This window comes from Pseudomonas sp. Root401 (genome assembly GCF_001425105.1).
GTDB classification, from domain to species: Bacteria; Pseudomonadota; Gammaproteobacteria; order Pseudomonadales; family Pseudomonadaceae; genus Aquipseudomonas; species Aquipseudomonas brassicacearum.
Genome location: NZ_LMDO01000001.1, coordinates 184,124 through 205,315, shown reverse-complemented (window position 1 = coordinate 205,315; position 21,192 = coordinate 184,124). Strand labels below are relative to the sequence as shown.

General features: G+C 58.2%; 22 protein-coding genes, 1 tRNA gene and 3 pseudogenes. 12 read left to right on the top strand and 14 right to left on the bottom strand.

Annotated features, from left to right (window positions below; genetic code table 11):
- Positions 1-157 precede the first annotated feature (157 nt).
- The 7 genes and pseudogenes from ASC85_RS33630 to ASC85_RS00900 form a co-directional block, all read left to right on the top strand.
- Positions 158-1,282: pseudogene (locus ASC85_RS33630) on the top strand (nitrate- and nitrite sensing domain-containing protein); the annotation flags it as partial.
- A 153-nt stretch (positions 1,283-1,435) separates the two neighbouring features.
- Positions 1,436-2,143: a methyl-accepting chemotaxis protein gene (locus tag ASC85_RS33625; protein WP_420893660.1), complete on the top strand. Its 708-nt coding sequence runs from the start codon at positions 1,436-1,438 to the stop codon at positions 2,141-2,143.
- Positions 2,144-2,393: 250 nt separating this feature from the next.
- On the top strand, positions 2,394-2,561 hold the full coding sequence (napE, locus tag ASC85_RS00920) for a periplasmic nitrate reductase, NapE protein (protein WP_013692865.1): 168 nt from the start codon (positions 2,394-2,396) through the stop codon (positions 2,559-2,561).
- 35 nt (positions 2,562-2,596) lie between these two features.
- Positions 2,597-2,857 carry a chaperone NapD gene (locus ASC85_RS00915; RefSeq protein WP_013692864.1) on the top strand — a complete coding sequence of 87 codons (261 nt, stop codon included), beginning with the start codon at positions 2,597-2,599 and terminating at the stop codon, positions 2,855-2,857.
- Positions 2,854-5,358 carry a nitrate reductase catalytic subunit NapA gene (gene napA, locus ASC85_RS00910; protein ID WP_057447871.1) on the top strand — a complete coding sequence of 835 codons (2,505 nt, stop codon included), beginning with the start codon at positions 2,854-2,856 and terminating at the stop codon, positions 5,356-5,358. Before ASC85_RS00915 ends, napA begins: the two co-directional genes overlap by 4 nt.
- 11 nt (positions 5,359-5,369) lie before the next feature.
- Positions 5,370-5,855, top strand: coding sequence for a nitrate reductase cytochrome c-type subunit (locus ASC85_RS00905; RefSeq protein ID WP_057447870.1), 486 nt, complete (start codon positions 5,370-5,372; stop codon positions 5,853-5,855).
- A gap of 9 nt (positions 5,856-5,864) precedes the next feature.
- Positions 5,865-6,461, top strand: coding sequence for a cytochrome c3 family protein (locus ASC85_RS00900; protein ID WP_057447869.1), 597 nt, complete (start codon positions 5,865-5,867; stop codon positions 6,459-6,461).
- 58 nt (positions 6,462-6,519) lie between these two features.
- On the opposite strand, the pseudogene ASC85_RS30675 reads toward ASC85_RS00900, so the two are convergent.
- Positions 6,520-6,690: pseudogene (locus tag ASC85_RS30675) on the bottom strand (transposase); the annotation flags it as partial.
- An 845-nt stretch (positions 6,691-7,535) separates the two neighbouring features.
- Here ASC85_RS30675 and ASC85_RS00895 point away from each other — a divergent pair.
- Positions 7,536-7,748, top strand: a complete 213-nt coding sequence (locus ASC85_RS00895; RefSeq protein WP_025214377.1) for a hypothetical protein — start codon at positions 7,536-7,538, stop codon at positions 7,746-7,748.
- 131 nt (positions 7,749-7,879) lie between these two features.
- On the opposite strand, the gene ASC85_RS00890 is transcribed toward ASC85_RS00895, so the two are convergent.
- From ASC85_RS00890 to ASC85_RS00835, 12 genes and pseudogenes are all read right to left on the bottom strand, one after another.
- Positions 7,880-8,128, bottom strand: coding sequence for a hypothetical protein (locus ASC85_RS00890; protein ID WP_057447868.1), 249 nt, complete (start codon positions 8,126-8,128; stop codon positions 7,880-7,882).
- Positions 8,129-8,377: 249 nt separating this feature from the next.
- Positions 8,378-9,085, bottom strand: a complete 708-nt coding sequence (locus ASC85_RS00885) for an RES family NAD+ phosphorylase (protein WP_047882826.1) — start codon at positions 9,083-9,085, stop codon at positions 8,378-8,380.
- The gene (locus tag ASC85_RS00880) at positions 9,078-9,749 is read right to left on the bottom strand and encodes a hypothetical protein (RefSeq protein ID WP_047882825.1); all 672 of its coding nucleotides are present in this window, start codon (positions 9,747-9,749) and stop codon (positions 9,078-9,080) included. The genes ASC85_RS00885 and ASC85_RS00880 overlap by 8 nt, the downstream gene beginning before the upstream one ends.
- A gap of 601 nt (positions 9,750-10,350) precedes the next feature.
- Positions 10,351-10,671, bottom strand: a complete 321-nt coding sequence (locus ASC85_RS32800) for a hypothetical protein (RefSeq protein WP_057447867.1) — start codon at positions 10,669-10,671, stop codon at positions 10,351-10,353.
- A gap of 253 nt (positions 10,672-10,924) precedes the next feature.
- The gene (locus ASC85_RS00865) at positions 10,925-11,281 is read right to left on the bottom strand and encodes an RES domain-containing protein (RefSeq protein ID WP_177343148.1); all 357 of its coding nucleotides are present in this window, start codon (positions 11,279-11,281) and stop codon (positions 10,925-10,927) included.
- Positions 11,282-11,435: 154 nt separating this feature from the next.
- A pseudogene (locus ASC85_RS30670) lies at positions 11,436-11,702 on the bottom strand (Arm DNA-binding domain-containing protein); the annotation flags it as partial.
- 225 nt (positions 11,703-11,927) lie between these two features.
- A tRNA-Gly gene (locus tag ASC85_RS00860) sits at positions 11,928-12,003 on the bottom strand.
- A 63-nt stretch (positions 12,004-12,066) separates the two neighbouring features.
- The gene (gene pgsA, locus ASC85_RS00855) at positions 12,067-12,627 is read right to left on the bottom strand and encodes a CDP-diacylglycerol--glycerol-3-phosphate 3-phosphatidyltransferase (protein WP_018608070.1); all 561 of its coding nucleotides are present in this window, start codon (positions 12,625-12,627) and stop codon (positions 12,067-12,069) included.
- 32 nt (positions 12,628-12,659) lie between these two features.
- Complete coding sequence (gene uvrC / locus ASC85_RS00850) at positions 12,660-14,483, bottom strand: excinuclease ABC subunit UvrC (RefSeq protein ID WP_018608068.1); 1,824 nt, start codon at positions 14,481-14,483, stop codon at positions 12,660-12,662.
- 2 nt (positions 14,484-14,485) lie between these two features.
- Positions 14,486-15,127 carry a response regulator transcription factor GacA gene (gene gacA, locus ASC85_RS00845; RefSeq protein ID WP_003200277.1) on the bottom strand — a complete coding sequence of 214 codons (642 nt, stop codon included), beginning with the start codon at positions 15,125-15,127 and terminating at the stop codon, positions 14,486-14,488.
- 126 nt (positions 15,128-15,253) lie between these two features.
- Complete coding sequence (locus ASC85_RS00840) at positions 15,254-15,688, bottom strand: GNAT family N-acetyltransferase (RefSeq protein ID WP_057447865.1); 435 nt, start codon at positions 15,686-15,688, stop codon at positions 15,254-15,256.
- Positions 15,689-15,695: 7 nt separating this feature from the next.
- Positions 15,696-16,457, bottom strand: a complete 762-nt coding sequence (locus ASC85_RS00835; protein ID WP_057447864.1) for a carbon-nitrogen hydrolase family protein — start codon at positions 16,455-16,457, stop codon at positions 15,696-15,698.
- A gap of 154 nt (positions 16,458-16,611) precedes the next feature.
- On the opposite strand from ASC85_RS00835, the gene ASC85_RS33425 reads away from it, so the two are divergent.
- Both ASC85_RS33425 and ASC85_RS00830 read left to right on the top strand, forming a co-directional pair.
- Positions 16,612-16,740, top strand: coding sequence for a hypothetical protein (locus tag ASC85_RS33425; protein ID WP_269085234.1), 129 nt, complete (start codon positions 16,612-16,614; stop codon positions 16,738-16,740).
- Positions 16,741-17,072: 332 nt separating this feature from the next.
- Complete coding sequence (locus tag ASC85_RS00830) at positions 17,073-18,143, top strand: 3-deoxy-7-phosphoheptulonate synthase (RefSeq protein ID WP_057447863.1); 1,071 nt, start codon at positions 17,073-17,075, stop codon at positions 18,141-18,143.
- 273 nt (positions 18,144-18,416) lie between these two features.
- On the opposite strand, the gene ASC85_RS00825 is transcribed toward ASC85_RS00830, so the two are convergent.
- Entirely contained in the window at positions 18,417-19,517 is a 1,101-nt protein-coding gene (locus tag ASC85_RS00825; RefSeq protein ID WP_236712299.1) for a hypothetical protein, read from the bottom strand.
- Positions 19,518-19,800: 283 nt separating this feature from the next.
- Here ASC85_RS00825 and ASC85_RS00820 point away from each other — a divergent pair, with 283 nt between their 5' ends.
- Together ASC85_RS00820 and ASC85_RS00815 are read left to right on the top strand one after the other, a co-directional pair.
- The gene (locus ASC85_RS00820; RefSeq protein WP_057447861.1) at positions 19,801-20,670 is read left to right on the top strand and encodes an esterase/lipase family protein; all 870 of its coding nucleotides are present in this window, start codon (positions 19,801-19,803) and stop codon (positions 20,668-20,670) included.
- 96 nt (positions 20,671-20,766) lie between these two features.
- Positions 20,767-21,048, top strand: coding sequence for a peptidylprolyl isomerase (locus ASC85_RS00815; protein ID WP_003200262.1), 282 nt, complete (start codon positions 20,767-20,769; stop codon positions 21,046-21,048).
- Positions 21,049-21,192: the final 144 nt, after the last annotated feature.

Sequence of the window (21,192 nt, the reverse complement as noted above, 5' to 3'; positions counted from 1 at the left end):
TCCCACTGAAACGACTCAAGGCGATAAGAATCTGACCGATAAACAGAGCAGCAAATCAGCATACCTGCGTGCGGCAGCCTCATCGCCGTCTCTCCTGTTCACATGCATCCCCTATAAGCATGACTGCAGAGTTTCTCCCCAACCTCGCAACACACTGATGCGAATGAGAAGGAAATTAATCGTGCTCAGAAACATTTCATTGAGCTTTAAGTTGATCCTGATTTTGGTATTCCCATTGATCGGATTCCTTTGGCTCGCAACTCTGCAAGTCATCGAGAGCTATCACACGCTTCGAGAAATGGAGCAGACGCAGGAGGCTAGTACCGCTGCACAGACGTTTAGCCAGTTGATCACGGTTTTGCAGCGTGAGCGCGGTGCGAGTGGCGTTTTCCTGGCCAGTAAGGGAACGTCTATGCGCGACGCGTTACATGCGTTGAGACAGCAGACAGACGAAGCCATTAATGCAACTCACCGTCTACCTACGCTGGACAATGATCAAGTCCGCCAAGCCATTGCGGCGCTGGATTCTTTGCAGGCCACTCGCGGTCAGATTGATGCGCTGGCGGTTAGCAACCGAGAATCGGGCGCTCGGTTCACAAAAATCATTAAGTCCTTGATCGCCTACACTCATGCACTTCAACGCAGTGTGGAAAAGCCAGAGTTGGCGCGAAGCCTTTCCTCACTCAACCAGTTCATCGAGATGAAAGAGCGAGCCGGCCGGGAGCGCGCGACATTGGGGGTGGTGTTCAACCAGAACCGTGTAGATTCAGAACTGCTCTCAACCTTCAGCCGAAACCTCGGCGAATTTTCAGCTTATGCTGAGGGCTTTCGCGGCAGTGCCGATGAGGCCTACGTCCGTCAACTGGACGATAAGATGGCGGCAGCCGACGCTATGGAAGTGGCTAGGCTTCAGCGACTGATTTTCGAAACGCCCATGGGCCACTCGCTCGACGTCCCAGCCGAGTCTTGGTTTAAGCTATCGACAGCCAGAATAGACCAGATGAGTGACGTCGAAAATGCGCTCAGCCTGCACATACGCAAGTTGGCCAATCAGGCGCACGACCACGCATATTTCGTGTTATGGGTTGTCCTAGGCTCGGTTGGCGGTGCAGTGGCGGCAGTGACCCTGCTGTCGTACTGCATCATCCGTAACATTAGGGCAGCAGTAGGCGAAGTCAATAACGTGCTGATCGCTCTTTCCGAAAGAGACCTCACCAGCCGCGCCACTTATGAGGGGCGGGATGAGTTCGGCACAATTGCCAACAACCTAAATCGCACGGCCACCGAGCTCAGTCAAATTATTCAAGAAATTGGAACCGCGACCGCGCAAGTGGCCACTGCAGCAGAAGAGTCTTCGGCTGTCACATTTCAGACCAGCCAGAGCCTTGAACGCCAACGCCAGGGAACGGAACTGGTGGTCACGGCCATCAATGAGATGAGCGCTACGGTTCGTGATGTTGCGCAGAGCACCGGCGATGCGGCAGCCCTATCACAACAGGTGAGCCAAAGCACCGAAAAAGGCAGAAAAGAAATCGAGGCGACCGTCCGTGTCATCCAAGACCTGTCCGAGCAAGCGGATCAAACCGCCGCCATCATTGGCGAGCTGAAAAATGAAAGTGATTCGATTTCCACTGTGCTAGACGTTATCCGTGGCATCGCCGAACAGACTAACCTGCTGGCTCTGAACGCAGCCATCGAAGCTGCGCGGGCCGGCGACCATGGACGTGGTTTCGCGGTGGTCGCGACTGAAGTGCGTACGCTTGCTCAAAGAACCCAAGAGTCCACTGGAAACATCCAAGACATGATCACCAAACTGCAGGCTGGCTCGGATCGCGCCACCAGTTCGATGCAGGAAACCTTGAGCAAGACGCGCACTGGTGCCTCCAATATCGAGTGCGCGGGGGAACTACTGGCGGAGATTGCCGTGGGCGTTTCGAGCATCAGCGACCGCAACATGCAGATCGCCACCGCTGCCGAGGAGCAAAGTGCCGTTGCGGAAGATATCAACCGAAATGTTATGGAAATCAACGATGTCGCCATTCAGGTCAGCGCCGGAGCTGATCAAACAGCAGCGACTAGCCGGGAGCTAGCGAGGTTGGCAGAACACCAACAAGTCATGGTGAGTCGTTTCAAAATGACTTGATATTCTTATGTACCCAGCTCGTTGGTGAATACTGATCTTTACTATTTTCTAACTCAAGCGCAGCGATAGGACGTCGCTGCGGAACCGGGAGCAAGCTCCCTCTCCCTAGAAAATAAATAGTAGATGAAGAACAGGACTTGCCGCTGTTGGACTCATATGGGACATAGCCGCTCGTCATAAAAACTGGACAAATAGGCCAGTTTGATTTTTCTGTCCTAGTATAAATTCAGGTTCGGCTGGAGAAGCCCCAATGTCGTTGGCTGAAGAACGCAAATCTGATCGCCGCAAGGAAACCCGGCTGTTCCTCTTCCTTGTCGTGTTCCTCTTTCCGCTGCTGTCGGTCGCCATCGTCGGCGGCTACGGTTTCCTCGTCTGGTTTTTCCAGATGCTGTATGGCCCTCCTGGCCCACCCCACTGACTGGTGGCTTTTTCTTGAGGCTATTGGAGCCGTTCATGGACGAAACCCTGCATATCGCCAGTCTTGTTGTACTTGCCCGACCGGAGATGTTCGACGCGGTCAAGGCCAACCTGCGCCTGCTCGATGGCCTGGAACTGCATCAGGAAAGTGCCGCCGGAAAACTGGTGGTAGTGCTTGAAGCCGTGCATGAAAACCAGATCCTGCAACGCATCGACCAGATCAACAACCTGCCCGGCGTACTCAACGCGGCGTTGATCTATCACGAACTCCTCGAGCCCGAAGGAGACATTGAATGAGCATGACCCGCCGTGCATTCGTCAAGACCCAGGCCGCCGCCATTGCAGCCGCCGCTGCGGGTCTGCCGATCGTAACCTCTGCCAGCAACCTGGTGACCGAAGCGGACATGGTCACCCTGGACTGGAACAAGGCGCCTTGCCGGTTCTGTGGCACCGGGTGCAGCGTGATGGTCGCGACCCGGGATAACCGGGTGGTCGCCACCCATGGCGACGTGAAGGCCGAAGTCAATCGTGGGCTCAACTGCGTGAAAGGCTATTTTCTTTCAAAGATCATGTATGGCGTCGATCGCCTGACCCAGCCGTTGTTGCGCATGAAGAACGGTCTGTACGACAAGCAGGGTGAATTCCAGCCGGTCAGTTGGGAGCAAGCCTTCGACATCATGGAGCTGAAGTTCAAGCAGGCCCTGAAAAGCAAGGGGCCGGAATCGGTCGGTATGTTCGGCTCCGGACAGTGGACGGTTTGGGAAGGCTACGCCGCCAACAAACTGATGAAGGCCGGCTTTCGTACCAACAACATCGACCCCAACGCCCGCCATTGCATGGCCTCGGCGGTGATGGGTTTCATGCGCACCTTTGGCGCCGATGAACCCATGGGTTGTTATGACGACATCGAAGCCACCGATGCCTTCGTGCTCTGGGGCTCGAACATGGCCGAGATGCACCCAGTGCTCTGGAGCCGGGTGACCGATCGCCGCCTGAGCCAGCCCCATGTGAAAGTGGCGGTGCTGTCCACCTTCGAACATCGCAGTTTCGAGTTGGCCGACATCCCCATGGTGTTCAAGCCGCAAACCGACCTGCTGATTCTTAACTACATCGCCAACCACATCATTGAAAGCGGCGCGGTGAACCAGGATTTCATCAGCAAGCACACCCGCTTTGCCCGGGGTGCCGACGACATCGGATACGGCCTGCGTCCTGACGACCCACGGGAAACCAGCGCGAAGAATGCCGGCAAGGCCAACACATGGACGGATATTGACTTCGAGGCGTATGCCGCCTTCGTCAAGCCTTATACGCTGGAGCGAACCGCCAGGGAGACGGGGGTTGCGCCTGAGCGACTGAAAAGCCTGGCCCAGTTGTATGCCGACCCCAAGCGTAAAGTCGTGTCGTTCTGGACCATGGGGTTCAACCAGCACACGCGTGGCGTCTGGGCCAACAACCTGATCTACAACATCCACCTGCTTACCGGCAAGATCAGTGAGCCGGGCAACAGCCCCTTCTCGTTGACCGGTCAACCGTCGGCCTGTGGCACGGCACGTGAAGTGGGGACTTTTTCCCACCGACTGCCGGCCGACCTAGTGGTCACCAATCCCAAGCACCGCGCCACCGCCGAGAAAATCTGGAAACTGCCCGCCGGCACCATCCAGGAAAAACCCGGTTTCCACGCGGTGGAACAGAGTCGCATGCTCAAGGACGGCGTGCTCAACGTGTGCTGGACCCAGGCCAGCAACAACATGCAAGCCGGGCCGAACATCATGCAGGAAGTCCTACCGGGTTGGCGCAACCCGGACAATTTCATGATTGTCTCCGACGTCTACCCTACCGTTTCCGCCCAGGCCGCCGACTTGATTCTGCCCAGCGCCATGTGGGTGGAGAAGGAAGGCGCCTTTGGTAACGCTGAACGACGCACGCAATTCTGGCATCAGTTGGTGACGGCACCGGGAGACGCCCGGTCGGACCTGTGGCAGTTGATGGAATTTTCCAAGCGCTTCACCACCGATGAAACCTGGCCCGCCGAATTACTCGCCAAGGCACCTGAGCTCAAGGGCAAGACCCTCTTCGACGTGCTGTTCAAAAATGGTCAGGTGGACCAGTTCCCTGTCGAGCAGTTGGAAGCCGGCTACAAAAACGATGAAGCCAAGGCCTTTGGGTTTTACCCGCAGAAGGGGCTGTTCGAGGAGTACGCCCAATTCGGTCGCGGCCATGGACATGACCTTGCCGCATTTGACCGTTACCACAGTGAACGGGGCCTGCGCTGGCCGGTGGTGGACGGCAAGGAAACCCGCTGGCGTTATCGCGAGGGGCTGGACCCCTATGTGGAGAAAGGCAGCGAGGTGCAGTTCTATGGCTATCCGGACAAGAAGGCGATCATTTTCGCCCTCCCCTACGAACCGCCGGCCGAGGCACCGGATGCGGACTACCCGTTCTGGCTGAGCACCGGGCGCGTTCTTGAACACTGGCACACGGGCAGCATGACCCAGCGAGTCGAAGAACTCTACAAAGCCGTGCCGGATGCGCTGGTGTACATGCATCCCGAGGATGCCAAGGCCTTGAAAGCACGGCGCGGCAGTGAAGTGAAGCTGATCAGCCGACGCGGTGAGATCCGTGCGCGCATCGAAACCCGCGGGCGCAACAAGCCGCCTCAAGGATTGGTATTCGTGCCGTTTTTCGACGCCAACAAGCTGATCAACAAGGTCACGCTCGATGCCACCGACCCGATCTCCAAGCAAACCGACTACAAAAAGTGCGCGATACGCATCGAGTTGGTCAGCGTGGCCTGAGGAGAACCCTGATGCTTTTTCGAATGCTGCCCTTGTTTCTGCTTGCCGCGATTGGCGTGGTGATCGCGGCTGAAATCAACTACCCGCTCGACGCGCCAGCTCCGGATGGGCGTCGCACCGGCGGCACTCTGTCCCAGAACATGCCCGCCCCGCCCATTACCGATGAAGAAAACAAAGACCTCAAACGCGAGCGTAATTACCCGGATCAGCCGCCGACCATTCCCCACACCATCCGTGGCTATCAGGTCGACGCGAACGGCAACAAGTGCCTGTCCTGTCACAGCCGTGCCAACAGCGCACGGACCCAGGCAACGATGATCAGCATCACCCACTACATGGACCGCGATGGCCAAGCGCTGGCGGCCGTCTCACCACGTCGGTACTTCTGCAACCAGTGCCATGTGCCGCAGGCGGACGTGAAGCCTTTGGTGGGAAACAATTTCGAGACAATCGACAAACTGCTGCAAGAAAACGCCAACGCCACGAAGAAACCTTGAGGAGGCAACATGAAAGCACTGTTCGCCTTGCTCAAGGACTACTGGGGCGTCCTGCGTCGTCCGAGCCTGTATTACAGCCTGGGTTTCCTAACGCTTGGGGGCTTTATCGCCGGTATCGTTTTCTGGGGCGGCTTCAACACTGCCCTAGAGGCGACCAATACCGAGACGTTCTGCGTGTCCTGCCATGAAATGCGTGACAACGTGTATGTCGAGCTCAAGGACACGATCCACTACACCAACCGCTCCGGCGTACGCGCCAGTTGTCCGGACTGTCACGTGCCACACGAGTGGACCCATAAGATCGCGCGCAAGATGCAGGCCTCCAAGGAGGTCTGGGGCAAGATTTTCGGTACCATCGACACCCGCGACAAATTCCTCGCCCTGCGACGTGAACTGGCCGAGCACGAATGGGCCCGACTCAAGGCCAACGACTCGCGAGAATGCCGCAATTGTCACAACTTCGAATTCATGGACTTCACCCGGCAAAGCAAGCGCGCCTCGAGCATGCACTCGACCTCACTGGCCAATGGCGAGGCAACCTGCATCGATTGCCACAAGGGCATTGCTCATAAGCTGCCTGACATGAGTGGGGTGAAAGGTTGGTAATCAAAGTGGTCGGGAGCCAATAGTCTTTTGTGAGAATGAATCCCCTCCATCGATATCAGTGCAAGGTGCTATTGGCAGCACGGTCACCGCCTCGATTTATGCGATGGCGACTGAACTGTCCTGAAGGTGTCTGGACGGGGCTGACGCCACAAAGGGAAGCAAAACTAGATCCCGAGCGAAAGCAATCGCTGTTGTCTCCAGCTGTCGGTAGAAGCTGGGCGGCTGTCTCCTTTTCGATATACATCGCCCCAACAGATCCAGCAGCTACGCTTCACTTCTCTACCCCCTTTGTCTAAATTGATTTTAGGAAAAACGGGTTAGGTTTCTCCGAATTCGAATGCACACCAAGCCTTTGTCGCCCAGCCCGACCGATGGGCAACATAGTCGATGGCGCACGCTCTCCGGAGCAACAAGCAAAATGATTTCGAAACCTACTTCGTCTGATAGGGTCGACGGAAATAGAGGGCGATAACGCCTCAGCCAGCGAAGGGCAAACTTGCGTGTACGGAGTACGGAACGTCCAGCGAACCTTTCGATTAGCCAGTCGGGGCGTTATGTAGTGGCTGGCTAACCTGGACGGCAGAATTCCCTCGCCGGCCCTCCACTCATCCCGATGCATAGATAGGCTTAAGGGAGCACGCCGTGCCGTCGGTCAGTGCAATGGCGTAGAGGCGTGAGTCTATGGGCACAAAGTTAGCATTCAGATGTATTGAGCGCGATCGCTCTCAAGCCCGGCAACGGTAGACCGACGGTGTTGGCATAACCCGATTCAGCATTGCTTGAACCCCAGCGCACGACGGCAACATCTTCGGGTGGTGCCGCGCCCCTCTCCCAAAAGCCGAGGATTTGCAGCACATCAACGCTAAAACGACGCTCAGGAGGTGTTTTGCAGGTTCAACAGCTTGGCATTGCGCTCCAGGCGCCGCTGATCGCGGGGATCGATACCCTTCGCGACTAGCGCCCTGGCGATATCACGCAGAGCGCGAGCATCGCGTAGCGCTCGCTTATTCAACCGCCCTTTGTTTCCACCCCTTCCGCTGCTACGCTCTTGAGTCCTTGATTGGAGCCAAAACGATGCCCAGCGAATATTCACTTTCTGATGTTCTTGAGCGGCTATATCAAAATCAGCTCGCCTTGGAGGCTGCGGTGATGGAACTGACCTTGAAGGTAGAAAACCAAAGTGCAACAGATATTGGCGCCAACGTCCGAGGGGCACTTCACACGATCGGCGAGAACGCCGGACATATCAAACAGGGCTTGGCTAAGCTGAGAGCCCAGGGTCACTGATCAGCGGACCCAACGCGCCGGCGAGCTTGGCGGTTATCCTGCACAGCATAAAGGCTGGACTCGCCGAAGTCTCAGACTTCCCGCGCGTTGCGCGGCGACATCGTTAAGATACGGGGGCTCTCAACCTTTCGTTATAAGAAGCGGCGCACCTTGAAAATCTTGCCCGAAGCTACCTTATGCTTGGGCTTGGCCACTCGAATAACCTTGTGCTGACCATCGCCTACTGTCTCAACGAGCACGCCATCCCTGATTTCCATCACACTGAGTCCGGCCGCCAGCGTATTGATATAGGCCGCCTTAATCGCGCCTTTCGCCATGGCTGGAATTTTCTCTTCCAGCCGGCTCACCAGTTCATCACTTAACATCTGGTTGACGTCCATAACGAGCTCCGCATTTCTAGGCCAGCACGGAACCAGCCATCGTTGTTGCTGCGCTCTGTGGCAGGCGCCGCCCCTTCCTTGGGATGTACGCGAAACGTGTCTGGCCGTCGACACCACGTAAAATTTGTACGGAAATTACCATTAATGCCCCTATTAAAGCCCCCGTCTTTAGCAAGATCTTATGACTATTGAATGGCGATTTCAGCCTCAGAGAGCGGATTCCAGAGGCCACTGTTCGGTCATTTTGACTCAGCTTTTTCCCGCAATGATAACGACCCCAATCCGCTCTGCCAGATTGAGCACCGTGTCGAACACAGTCGAGTCGCCGGTCAAGCTGCATGACGCCCCCTGCGGATGGAGTGCGCCGTCAGGAATCCGGTCACCAAAGAGCACCACCGCACGTGCCGAATCATCTTGTCGCGACACCCAAGACAGCCCTTGGGCATCTGGACACTGACGGTGGATAGCCTCGGCCCATTTGCGCGTCGCAGGATATTGATCTTTCTCAGTGTCGATCAATTGTTTGCGCGTGATGCCCAGTTTCCGCAGTGGCACGCTGGATAGATCAACCAGGTGCAGCGGTTGGCTAACCTGGACGGCAGAATGCACCTGTCCAGTCAGCTTGCCTTTGTCGAAGCTTTTAAACCCAGCCGTATGGGGAACGTCGTGGAAGACGGTCTCCATCAAGGCGCAATCGACTGTCGTGCCTCCATACAAGGTGGGAATCGCCCGCCCCTGATCATCCTGGATCGGGCTGAAGCGTGCGTTGCCGTGCACACCAGGATTGAATTGATCAGGCTGATACTTATCCTGATGCACACGGTGAAGCACATCGCCTTTGGCGATCACGGTGAAAGTGACGTGCAACGTAGCCGCAGGCACTGGGGTAACGGACGCCGCCAAATCCGTGGAAGGCGTCGCCCTACCCTCACTGGACTCGGTACGCTGCTTAGCCATGGACAATGCCCTGGATTTCATCCAGTGCAGCAGCAATCACCCGATCAGGCGCCGATGCCAACAGGTCCTGAGGTCTTTTGCCGCCCAGAAAACTATTATCGGAGCGAAACCAGTAAGCCATCCCCCAGCCGTCCTTGTGGCCAGCGAAAGCCTCAATGATTTTGGCCAGTGCCTTGAACGGCCGATAGCCCGCGTCCGGGTCCAAGCCGTAGCCAGGGAAATAGTCGACCCCACCGTGGCTGATGGCAAAGATCTGCCCCTGCTTTTTCCATTTGTTGGGCTGGGCACTCGGGTTTCTAGTACTCAACTGGGCCACCTGGGCGATGTCTGCGGCGGTCAGCCAGTCACCGCTTTCCAACACCGCTTTGCGAGCCTGTACCAGCATTGCCGCTTCCTTGAGCAAGCGAGGCGAAGGCGGCTTACGCGTCACAAACACCTCGGCCAGTCGCTCCAGCGACTTCGGGTCCTGACGCTCCTGCAGCACCTCGTACATCGAAGAAGCCACATTGGCGAAGTTTTCCGCCAACGCCTCAAATACGCTGAGGTTAACCTGATCGAAAGACACGACCAGCACTCGGTCCGCATGCGAGCGGCTTAAGCTAGCCCGAATCTCCTTAGGCGTACCGACCAAGGTGGAGACGCCCGACTGCTCTGTAACGCTCATGGAAATCTCCTCATCAGTTATCTGCGCTATCCAATCCTAGCATATCTTTGATAACCCCAGCCCTAGCCTAGCCTCCATTCATCTGGATGCATAGATAGGTTTGAGGGAGCGCGCCGTGCCGTCGCTCAGCGCATGGCGTTGGGGTGAGAAGCCTAAGGACACGATCTTGGCATTCAGGTGCTGCGAGCGGACTTGTTCAAGACATGCGTTGAAAACCGCAAGAAGTCGCGTAGCACAGTGGCGCTGTCAGCAGACCACGATCTCGATTTAATTACAGTCCGGTCACCGTCGTCGGTGATATCGATTCGTTGAGCATGCGCCGGGGCGAGTTGGGCTCTGCTCCTCCATGAATCACGGCGTCGGTGGCGGTAAGCACTGAGCAGCCATCGACTGAATTCTCGAGGAGGACTGACAGCTGCCGGTCAGAAGTGGCAAGGCGGTCACGTAGACGAGCCTGATTCGTTGTGCATCGCTCAGTTCCTTAATGGGTCTGTTCGTTGGCCGACAGACGCTGCTCCAGCTCCAGGCGCCTTCCAGCTCAGGACCCGCCGCTCCACATGGCCTAAGTAATCTACAGGGCTACATTGAGGAATTGTAGGCATCAAGCCTTGCGATAAATACCCAGTCGAGCCGTAGATGGAAGGGGTAACAGCTTCGTCGACGTGAGATTCATTGCCCTCCCTACACCGAACGCTAGCGCTGTACTCATAGACTCCCCCGGCCGCTCCTTGTAGTACTCCTCAAAAAGCATCGAACCTTCTCCGTCGTAGGCACCAACAAACAATTGAACCGCCCCGGTGCGGGAAGTCCGCACCTGCACATCAATCTGCCCACCGTCTGAGAGCAAGCCATCATGACAACGATTGTGAAGCTCGCTATCGGACCACTCCCAAAACACTCGCCTTCGTTGTTTTAAATACATCTGTCGTGGCCTTGGGGATTATTTGTATCTTTTACTCCTTATTTTATTTGGAAAGTAAGGAAATCGAACTTTTTATTGAACTATAATCGCACTGCACGGTACTCGCGCGCCCGTACCTCTTCTTACCTGCCTGCCGGTGGACCGCGGGCGAGAAATTCTTACGCCCGATAAAAATCGGCTGCGCGATGCTGCGATTGGCGCCAAGTTCGGCTTTAGAGAGCGAATTCAAGGGGCGCTGCTCGGTCATTTTGGCTCAGTTTTTCCCGCGATGATGACGACCGATCAGGTCCGCCAAATCTAGCACCGTGTCGAACACAGTCGAATCCTCAGTCAAGCTGCGTGACGCCCCCTGCGGATGGAACGCACCCTCAGAAATCCGGTCACCGAAAAACACCACCGCACATGCCGGGTCATCTTGTCCCGACACCCACGACAGCCATTGCACATCAGGGTAGTGACGGAGGGTCGCCTCTGCCCATTTGCGCGACGCGGGGCATTGATCTTTCTCAGTGTTGATCAATTGCTTGCTGGTGACGCCCAACCTACGCAGGGGCACGCTGGACAAATCAACCAGGTGTAGTGGCTGGCTAACCTGGACGGCAGAATGCACCTGTCCGACCCTTCACTCATCCCGAGGCATAAATAGGGTTAAGAGGCACGCCTTCGAATGATGCCGCGCCCCTCTCTCAAGGACCGAGGATTTGCAGCACATCAACGCTAAAACGATGCTCAGGAGGCGCTTTGCAGGTCAACAGCTTGGCATTGCGCTCAAGGCGTCGCTGATCGCGGGGATCGATACCCTTCGCGATCAGCGCCCTGGCGATATCACGCAGAACGCGAGCATCGCGTAGACCTATTTCAGGATAAGTACCGAGCGAAATACGAGGCTGTTTGCCCGCCCAAGAAAAACGGAAGTGCCAGCTCTTGGTGCCCTTCGTATTCACGAAAAGCGCAAGGCCGTCAAAGTCAGAAAGGGTGTAGTTTTTTGCGCTAGGTTTGGCGTGCCGGACCGCCGTATCGGTAAGGACCATTGTACTAACTCCACTCATATGAATGAAGGAGTGTTGTACCGCTTTCAGAGTGCCAAGCAGCTCTAAAAACTGATTTACCAAGCGTCGAATTGATGTACTAAAAAATGTACTAAAAAATCGCGGATGCCAATGTAACAAAATAGACTTTACTGGAACCAAAAAAGAGACCTAAGCCTCTTCTTTTTGATCTCTACATACTTCGGTGGAAGTCTATAGCAAAATAATTGGAGCGGGAAACGAGACTCGAACTCGCGACCCCGACCTTGGCAAGGTCGTGCTCTACCAACTGAGCTATTCCCGCGTCTTGGTGTGGCGCATTCTATAGATTCAGATTACGCCGTCAACCCCTTGATTCAAAAAAGTTTTATTTCGGCTCTACATCCGTCCGCAGATGCGGCCAGGCGGCGCGCAAGTATTGGACCATCGACCACAGCGTCAGCCCAGCGGAAACCAGCAACAGCGCATAGCCCAACAGCACCCAGAAGCTGAAGTCCGAAGGGTTGGCCAGCAGGATCACCAGGGCGAGCATCTGCGCGGCGGTTTTCCATTTGCCCAGGTTCGACACGGCGACCTGGGCGCGGGCGCCCAGCTCGGCCATCCACTCACGCAGCGCCGAGACGACGATTTCGCGGCCGATAATCACCGCCGCCGGCAAGGTCAGCCAGAGGTTGCCGTGTTCCTGTACCAGCAGCACCAAGGCCACTGCGACCATCAGCTTGTCGGCCACCGGGTCGAGAAAGGCGCCGAACGGCGTGCTCTGCTCCAAGCGTCTGGCCAGGTAACCATCCAGCCAGTCCGTCGCGGCGGCGAAGGCGAAGACCGAGGCGGAGGCCACGTAGCTCCAGTGGTACGGCAAATAGAACAGCAAAATGAAGATCGGAATGAGCAGAACGCGTAGGACGGTAATCAGATTTGGGATATTCATCGGCACAACTGGCTGCGAGGTTGACGGGCATTCTACTCGCTGTGCAGGTTTGCATAAATCGACTCAGCGAGCTTTTTACTGATACCGGGTGCTTTGGCTATCTCCTCGATGCTGGCACGAGACAGTTCCTGCAATCCACCAAAATGTTTCAACAAGTCGCGGCGGCGCGTCGGACCGACGCCTGCCACACCTTCCAGTGTAGACGTCCGGCGCGTCTTGCCACGGCGGGCACGGTGTCCGGTGATGGCGAAACGGTGGGCTTCGTCGCGGATCTGCTGGATCAGGTGCAGCGCCGGCGAATCGCCCTTGAGGGTGAACTCATGGGCGGCGTCGTTCAGGTACAAGGTCTCGAAACCGGCCTTGCGCGTCGCGCCCTTGGCCACGCCCAGCAGGATCAGGTCGGGCACCATCAGTTCATTGAGCACATCGCGGGCCATGGACAACTGGCCCTTGCCACCGTCCACCAGGAGGATGTCCGGCAACTTGCCCTCCCCGTCCTTGAGCTTGCCGAACCGGCGCATCAATGCCTGATGCATGGCAGCATAGTCATCGCCGGGGGTGACGCCTTCTATGTTGTACCGGCGATAATCGGACTTGATCGGGCCTTCCGGACCGAACACCACGCAGGACGCCACGGTTGCCTCGCCACTGGAATGGCTGATGTCGTAGCATTCCAGACGCTGCGGCGGCTCATCCAGGTTGAGGACATCGGCCAGGGCATCGAATCGCGCCGCCACGTGCTGACGGTTGGCCAGGCGCGCGCCCAGGGCCTGTTCGGCGTTGGTCACGGCCAGTTGCTGCCAACGGGCACGGGTGCCGCGAACGCGGTGGCTGATGGTCAGTTCACGACCGCGAAGCTTGTCGATGGCTTCGATCAGGGCCGGGAAATCCTCGTGGACCACGTTGACGATCAACTCGGCAGGCAAGTCGCGTTCCGGGCTGCTGATGTAGTACTGGCCCAGAAACGCCGCCATGACCTCGGCCACGTCCTCCTCGATACCCACTTGGGGAAAGAAGTTCTTGCTGCCCAGCACGCGACCGCCACGTACGCTGATCAAATGCACGCAAGCGCCGCCCGGGTTGATGAACGCGGCGATCACATCGACGTCACCGCTGCCACCTTCCATGCTCTGCTGGTCCTGAACGCGGCGCAGCAGGCCAATCTGGTCACGCAGCTCGGCGGCCCGTTCGAACTCAAGGTTGACCGCCGCGTCTTCCATGGCTGCCGACAGTTCATCGGTCAGCGCATTGCTGCGGCCCTCCAGGAACATCACCGAGTGACGCACGTCCTCTGCGTAGACCTGCGGCTCGACAAACCCCACGCAAGGCGCCTTGCAGCGCTTGATCTGGTATTGCAGGCAGGGCCGGGTACGGTTCTTGTAGTAGCTATCTTCACACTGGCGAACGAAAAAGGTCTTCTGCAGCAGGCTGAGGCTCTCACGAATCGCCCCGGCGCTGGGATAAGGACCGAAATACCGACCCTTGGCCTTTTTGGCGCCCCGATGAATGCTCAGGCGCGGAAAGGCCCCGTCGGACAGAAACACGTAGGGGTAGGATTTGTCGTCGCGCAGCAGGATGTTGTACGGCGGGCGCCATTCCTTGATCAGCGTCTGCTCAAGCAGCAGCGCCTCGGTTTCATTGGCGGTGATCGTCGTTTCGATTTGCGCGATGCGCCCCACCAGGGCGGCAGTCTTCGGGGCGAGGCCGGTCTTGCGAAAGTAACTGGCCAGGCGTTTCTTGAGGTTCTTGGCCTTGCCGACATAAAGCAGGCGTGCGTCGCCGTCGAACATGCGGTACACGCCGGGGCGACCGCTGCAAGTGGACAGGAACGCGCTTGGATCAAACAAATCAGTCATTTTCAGGCGCTGGCATCGACCATGCCGTGGCGCACCGCCAACAGTGTCAATTCGACGTCACTGCTGATCGAAAGCTTCTCGAAGATACGGTAGCGGTAGGTGTTGACGGTCTTTGGCGACAGGCACAGCTTGTCGGAGATGATCTGCACCTTCTGGCAACCGACAATCATCAGGGCAATCTGGATTTCCCGCTCCGACAGCGCATCGAAGGGAGAATCGTTGGTTGGCTGGAACGACTTGATCGCCAATTGCTGGGCGATCTGCGGGCTGATGTAGCGTTGCCCGGCAAAAACCAGACGAATGGCTTGGACCATCTCGTTCAAGCCAGCACCCTTGGTGAGGTAGCCCGCCGCGCCCGCCTGCAACAGCCGGGTGGGAAACGGATCCTCTTCGCACACGGTCACCGCGACCACCTTGATGTCCGGGTGACTGCGCAGCAGTTTGCGCGTGGCCTCAAGGCCGCCGATGCCAGGCATCTTGACGTCCATCAACACCACGTCAGGTTTCAATTCACGCGCCTTGATCAGGGATTCTTCCCCGGATTCAGCCTGGCCAACTACCTGCAGGCCATCGATGTCAGCCAGCATTCGTGTAATGCCCGTACGGACGAGATCATGGTCATCGACCACTAACACCCTAATCAAGCAGACACCTCACGATTTGGTCTTATTTGGGTTGCACAACACCTTAGCAAAAAGCATCCGGCAGACCTAGCGCAAAGGGACAGATAAAAGTTACAACACATCTTTATTGGCACAACGTCCGAGGCTTCAAGCACCGGCGTTTCGCTGCATCCTCAGGAAACACTCGTCCTCGCCCACAACGCACAGGCCCATGCGTTCGTACAACGCCCTGGCAGGATTATCCTTGAACACCGTCAGGCGCAGCGCCGGTCGGCGCTCCAGCCCCACCAGGTCCCAAACCTGTCCGATCGCCCAGGTACCGGCGCCCTGCCCACGAAACGCTTTATCTACCTGCAGTTCCCGGATGTACAACGCCCGGGCGTCGCGGCTGAGGCTGACAAAACCCAACACCAGGCCTTCACGACTGATTATCCAGTTCTGGCGAATGATCCAGGCCAAGTCGAACGCTTCGTCCTGCCAGAGCAAATCATGCTTGAGGTAATAGGCAAGCATGTTGTCGCAGGTCAGCTGTCGGGCGAAGTCGATGTCCCCGGCCGTTGCGGCACGCCACTCGAAGCTCATGAACACCTCATCCAAGCACTTCCACCGGCACGACTTGCCCGGCCCAGCCGTTGGCATCGCGGCGGGCAATCACCAACAGCTCGCCCGTGCCCGGCGCTGCCGCAAGCAGCGAACCGTCCGGGCCCCAGATAGCACTGCGGCCGGCCGATTCCCAGCCTCCGGTGGCGCCGCCATGATTGGCCATCAGCACGGTCATGGCATGCTGCCGGGCATATCCTTGCAGCAATGTCGTATCGGGCACGTAGCCACCCTCGGTGATCAACACCCCCGCCGCATATAGCGTAGCGCCCTGCCCGGCTGCCGCGGCAGCATGGCTGGCGTGGGAAAAATCGGCGCATACCGCCAGGGCGATGCAATCCTGCCCCATCGCCAGTATCGAGCCGCCATGCCCCGGGGCGAAGGCGACTTCTTCCCCAGGGTGCAGATGCTGCTTGCTGTACACCCCGAGGGAACCGTCAGCGCCGAGGACCAACGCACCGATCAACACCGGGGCGTCCGCCGACAGGCGAATCGGCATGCCCACCACCGCTGTCAGGCCGAGCTCGCGGGCCAAGTCGCGCAGCGGTTGCAATACGCCATCCTCCAGCAGGATGGCCAGGTCCGCCGCCAAGCCACGTTCGTAGCCGGTGAGCGACAGCTCAGGAAACACTAGCAACTGCACGCCCTGTTCAGCGGCCGCCTGCATGAAAAGCTGATGACGCACGAGGTTGGCACGAACGTCCCCCGCGATGGAGATCGACTGGGCGGCGGCGAAGGCTGGAGCGGTCATGGGTCATCCTGGGAGGCGCTGCAAACCTGAAGTTTGTCACAAAGCCCAGCGGACTCAAGCCAGGGCGAACAATTGCATGCCCTCGATAGAATTTTCTGATTGAACCGGCGCACCGTCCTCAAGTAAGCTCAGGGCCATCCATCGGAGACAGACCATGTTCAACGCCCTCTCACCGCTTCAAACCGCCAGCGCCCCGCGCTCGGTTGCGGCTGCCTGGGTGAACAGTGTTCAAACTCCGGTCAGCTTTTATTTTGGGTATTGGTTTAGCCACTGGCGCGCCTGATACCCAACCGGCGCCCACTTTAAACGGGTCGCCTTCCAGAGTTTTCCAAACCCCCGGTCGGCCTCCCGACCGGGGGTTTTGTTTTTTCAGGCCCCACACATTTGCAGCACCAGACAACTTGAGGATTGAGCCATGAACTACGCCACTTATTACCGTCACGACAGTTTTTCCGCCTGGCGATTTACCAGCCACCGCTCGGGACAGCCTGCCGCCTCCGATCGGTCACCAACCGGTGGCAAGCCTCAATTGCGGGCCAATCCGGCCAATTGTCGAACACCCCACTAGGACCGGCGCGCGGGAATGAACCCGCTGCCCGTCCAGGAAGCCAGATCATGAATTCGTCCGTCTCCGCTTTGCCGCTGTCCACGCTCAACCCTGCCAACGAAGCCCTGACCCTGCGTCTGCCGAGCTCGTTGCAACTCAAGCACCAATTGCCGCTCAGCACCGCGTTGAGCCACCAAGTGAGCGCCCATCGCCAGGCCATCCGCGCGATCCTCGACGGTGAGGACTCCCGCCTGTTGGTCATCGTCGGTCCCTGCTCGATCCACGACCCGAAATCCGCCCTCGAATACGCCGCCAACCTGGCTCGCGTGGCCCATGAAGTGCGCGACAGCATGCTGCTGGTCATGCGCGCCTACGTGGAAAAGCCCCGCACGACCGTAGGCTGGAAAGGCCTGGCCTACGATCCTGGCCTGGATGGCAGCGACGACATGGCCGCCGGCCTGACCTTGTCCCGGGAACTGATGCGCGAAATATTGCAACTGGGCTTGCCCGTCGCCACCGAACTGTTGCAACCCATGGCCGCCAGCTACTTCGATGACCTGCTCAGTTGGGTGGCCATCGGTGCACGCACCACCGAATCGCAGATCCATCGGGAAATGGCCAGCGGCCTGGGCATGCCCGTGGGGTTCAAGAACGGCACCGACGGCGGGGTCGGCATTGCCTGCGACGCCATGCGCTCTGCCGCCCATCCCCATCGGCATTTCGGCGTGGACAGCCAGGGGCATCCGGCGATCATCCAGACGCCAGGCAACCCCGACACCCACCTGGTGCTGCGCGGCGGTCATCGCGGGCCGAACTACGACCAGCAGAGCGTCACGCAGATACACCACGACCTGACCCGCCTCAAGATACCGGCCCGGATCATGGTGGACTGCAGCCACGCGAACAGCGGCAAAGACCCGCTGCGCCAACCGCAGGTGTTCAATGACGTGCTGGAACAACGGCTGCAAGGAAATCGTTCCCTGATCGGCATGATGCTCGAAAGCCATCTGTTCGAAGGCTGCCAGCCGTTGGGGCCATCGATGCGCTACGGCGTATCGGTCACCGACGGCTGCCTGGGCTGGGAGTCCACCGAACAGTTGTTGCGCGAAGCCCATCGCAAGCTGCAATTGCCAACCTGAGCTCCGAGCGCGCCCTCTTCTGGGGTAAATACTGTGGCTTGTCAGGATCATTGTGGTGAGCACTTGCTCCCGTTGGACTGCGCTGTAGGAGCTGTCGAGTGAAACGAGGCTGCGATCTTTCCATTGCCAATTGAGTCTGGAGCGAAAGATCAAAAGATCGCAGCCTCGCTTCGCTCGACAGCTCCTACACAGCCCAGCGGGAGCAAGCTCCCTCGCCACAGATCTATCGCCCCTCCCAAGTGAACAGCATTACGTCCTCTGGGAGCGCCTCGCTCAGCCAGGCGTACTGGAACGAACCTGGACCGTCACCCACTCGGAACGCTGGCTGACGTCATCCAGGCGCTCGACCTGATAGAACACGCCCACCGACCTGTCGCCTTGATCCTGCCAATACGCCGCAGGAATCACAAAAGCGAGCGGTTGGCCTGCCGTGGCCTCGGTGATTTCGCGTTCACGGACATAAGACGAGTTCCCGTTGCACTGCAACCAGACCAGTTCGCCCGCCTCAAGCCCGGGATCATCGATGACAATCGTCACCCCCTCTTGCAAATCGTCGACATTCAGCCACCCGTCGTTCATCTCCCGAATCCTGGGCGCCTTCAACGCAGGACGCTGCAGCGGACCGATGCGCAACGACAAGGGCTCGGCGCGGCGCACCGAATGTCCACGCCTGACGACATAGGCCAAGGCCAGGTTGTGTCCTACATGGGGAGCGATCAGCGAATGATCGATCCAGAGCGACACCTCACGACCAACCGCATGGGCTTCTATCTCCAGCACATCGCGCCAAAGCGCGTTGGAATCCTTGCTGGCCGTCAGGATCAACCGATCGCCAACCGCCATCCTGGCGTAGGGCCGAACGGTCACCCACGTTCCGTCAGGCACCCGACTCGGATCAAGGCTGCCGCCGACCGCATCGTTGGCAATGGCAGGCAGCAGTTGCGGTGATACATCGCCGATATCCAGTTGCAGGTGTTGCGAAACCAGGGTGGCCGGCAACTGTTTGCCCGTCACCTGGTAGGAGAGCTCCAGCGAGCCACCGTCCAACTCGGCAATATGCGGTTCGCGCACGACGAACACGACGTCTCGTCCTACTTGCCGCTCCGTGACGAACCCGGCCACTTCATGTCGGTAAGGCTCACCCTCGTTGTTGAGCCCATGCCAACGCAACAGCACCTCATCCCCGCACGCCATCATCGGATAAGGCTTGACGGTAACGACGGCCTTGCGCCAAGCGGGGTCGATCACCCCGTCCCGGGCCGCTGCCAGGACCGGTGGCGGCAGCCTTGTTCCTGAGGTTGAACGGGATCGTTGAAGAGAGGGGTAAGTGATCATGTGCAGGTTCCAGTCCTTGGATGAAGGCACCGTTTGCATAACGGCGCTCGATGGGGCATTAAAACCCGCTCGCGCCAAACCCACAGCCAGACAAGACGACAACGCCGGTGGTCCCTGGCGTTCAAAGCTGTAGCTGCAAACGACTCGGGTTATAGGAGACCTCCTACACATTTAGCCATCGCCGGGTGATTACCCATTCTTCCCACTTTTTCTATTCCGGTTTCCCCGGTTCAGCGCGGTTTTTTCCTACACCGTCCATTACGGGTCTGGATTAGAGTGAGGTCGCAAATTCACCGTGAACCTCTTCGAAAAAGGTACGAACATGCAACGGAATGCAACCACTCAATTTCCCATCCTGTTGGTCCATGGGTTGTTCGGGTTCGACAGGATCGGCGGTTTCGAACTTTTCCATGGCATCAAACAAGCCCTGCGCGCAGGCGGTGCCCGGGTGTTCATCCCGTACCTGTCGGCCACCCATTGCAACGAGGCCAGAGGCGAACAACTACTGGCGCAAATCGATCGGGTCCTGGCCGGCACCGGTGCGGCGCGGGTCAACCTGATCGGCCACAGCCAGGGTGCACTGGCCGCCCGATATGCTGCCGCGCTGGCACCCGACAAAGTTGCCTCGGTCACGTCGGTCAGCGGCCCCAACCATGGTTCCGAACTGGCCGACTTCCTGCGCAAGGCCCTTACCCCCGGACGGTTGCCAGGGCATGTGGCAAGAGACGTCGCCACACTGTTCGCCGATTTCATCTCGCTGCTTGACGGACAGGCGCAGCTATCGCCCACCGCCGTCGCCGCGCTGGCGACGTTGACCACTGAAGGCGTGGGCGCCTTCAACGACAAATACCCCCAGGGCCTGCCGAAGCACTGGGGTGGGAACGGCCCGGACCGGGTCAATGGCGTGCGCTACTACTCATGGAGCGGTACGTTGCCCGAGGCTACGGGGGAAGCATCGGAGCCTTTGCAAGGTTTCTGCCGCGCCTTTTCCGACTACTTCATCACCGAAGCCGAGCAGAACGACGGCCTGGTCGGGCGCTTCAGTTCGCACCTGGGCAAGGTCATTCGCTCCGACTATCCAATGGACCACATGGAGGCCATCAATCCAGGAGTCGGCACATTACGCAAGGGTACAGACCCCACAGAACTTTACCTGCGCCACGCCGAGCGCCTGCGCAAAGCCGGCCTTTGATCGCCGGCCCCAAGGTTTTGACGCAATTTTGACAACAACCCGTCAATGAATCCGGTAGGCTCAACACCTTTAAATACAGCGAAAGGAATTTCCCCCATGGCCAAAGCCACTGCCCGCCACATCCTGGTTTCCACCGAAGACAAGTGCAACGAACTCAAGGCCCAGATCGAAGCCGGCGCCGATTTTGCCGAAGTTGCCAAGGCCAACTCCTCCTGCCCATCCAGCCGTCAGGGTGGCGACCTGGGTTCGTTCGGCCCGGGCCAGATGGTCAAGGAATTCGACACCGTGGTGTTCAGCGCACCAATCAATGTGGTCCAGGGTCCGGTCAAGACTCAGTTCGGTTACCACCTGCTGGAAGTGACCAGCCGTCAGGACTGATGGCTCCTTGTGGGAGCAAGGCTTGCCCGCGATGAACGATAACGCGGTTTAGCTGTTGAACCGCGGCGCGGCCATCGCGGGCAAGCCTTGCTCCCACAGGCCTTGCTCCCACAGATAAATCCCTTCGCCATAAGGACTGGCGAT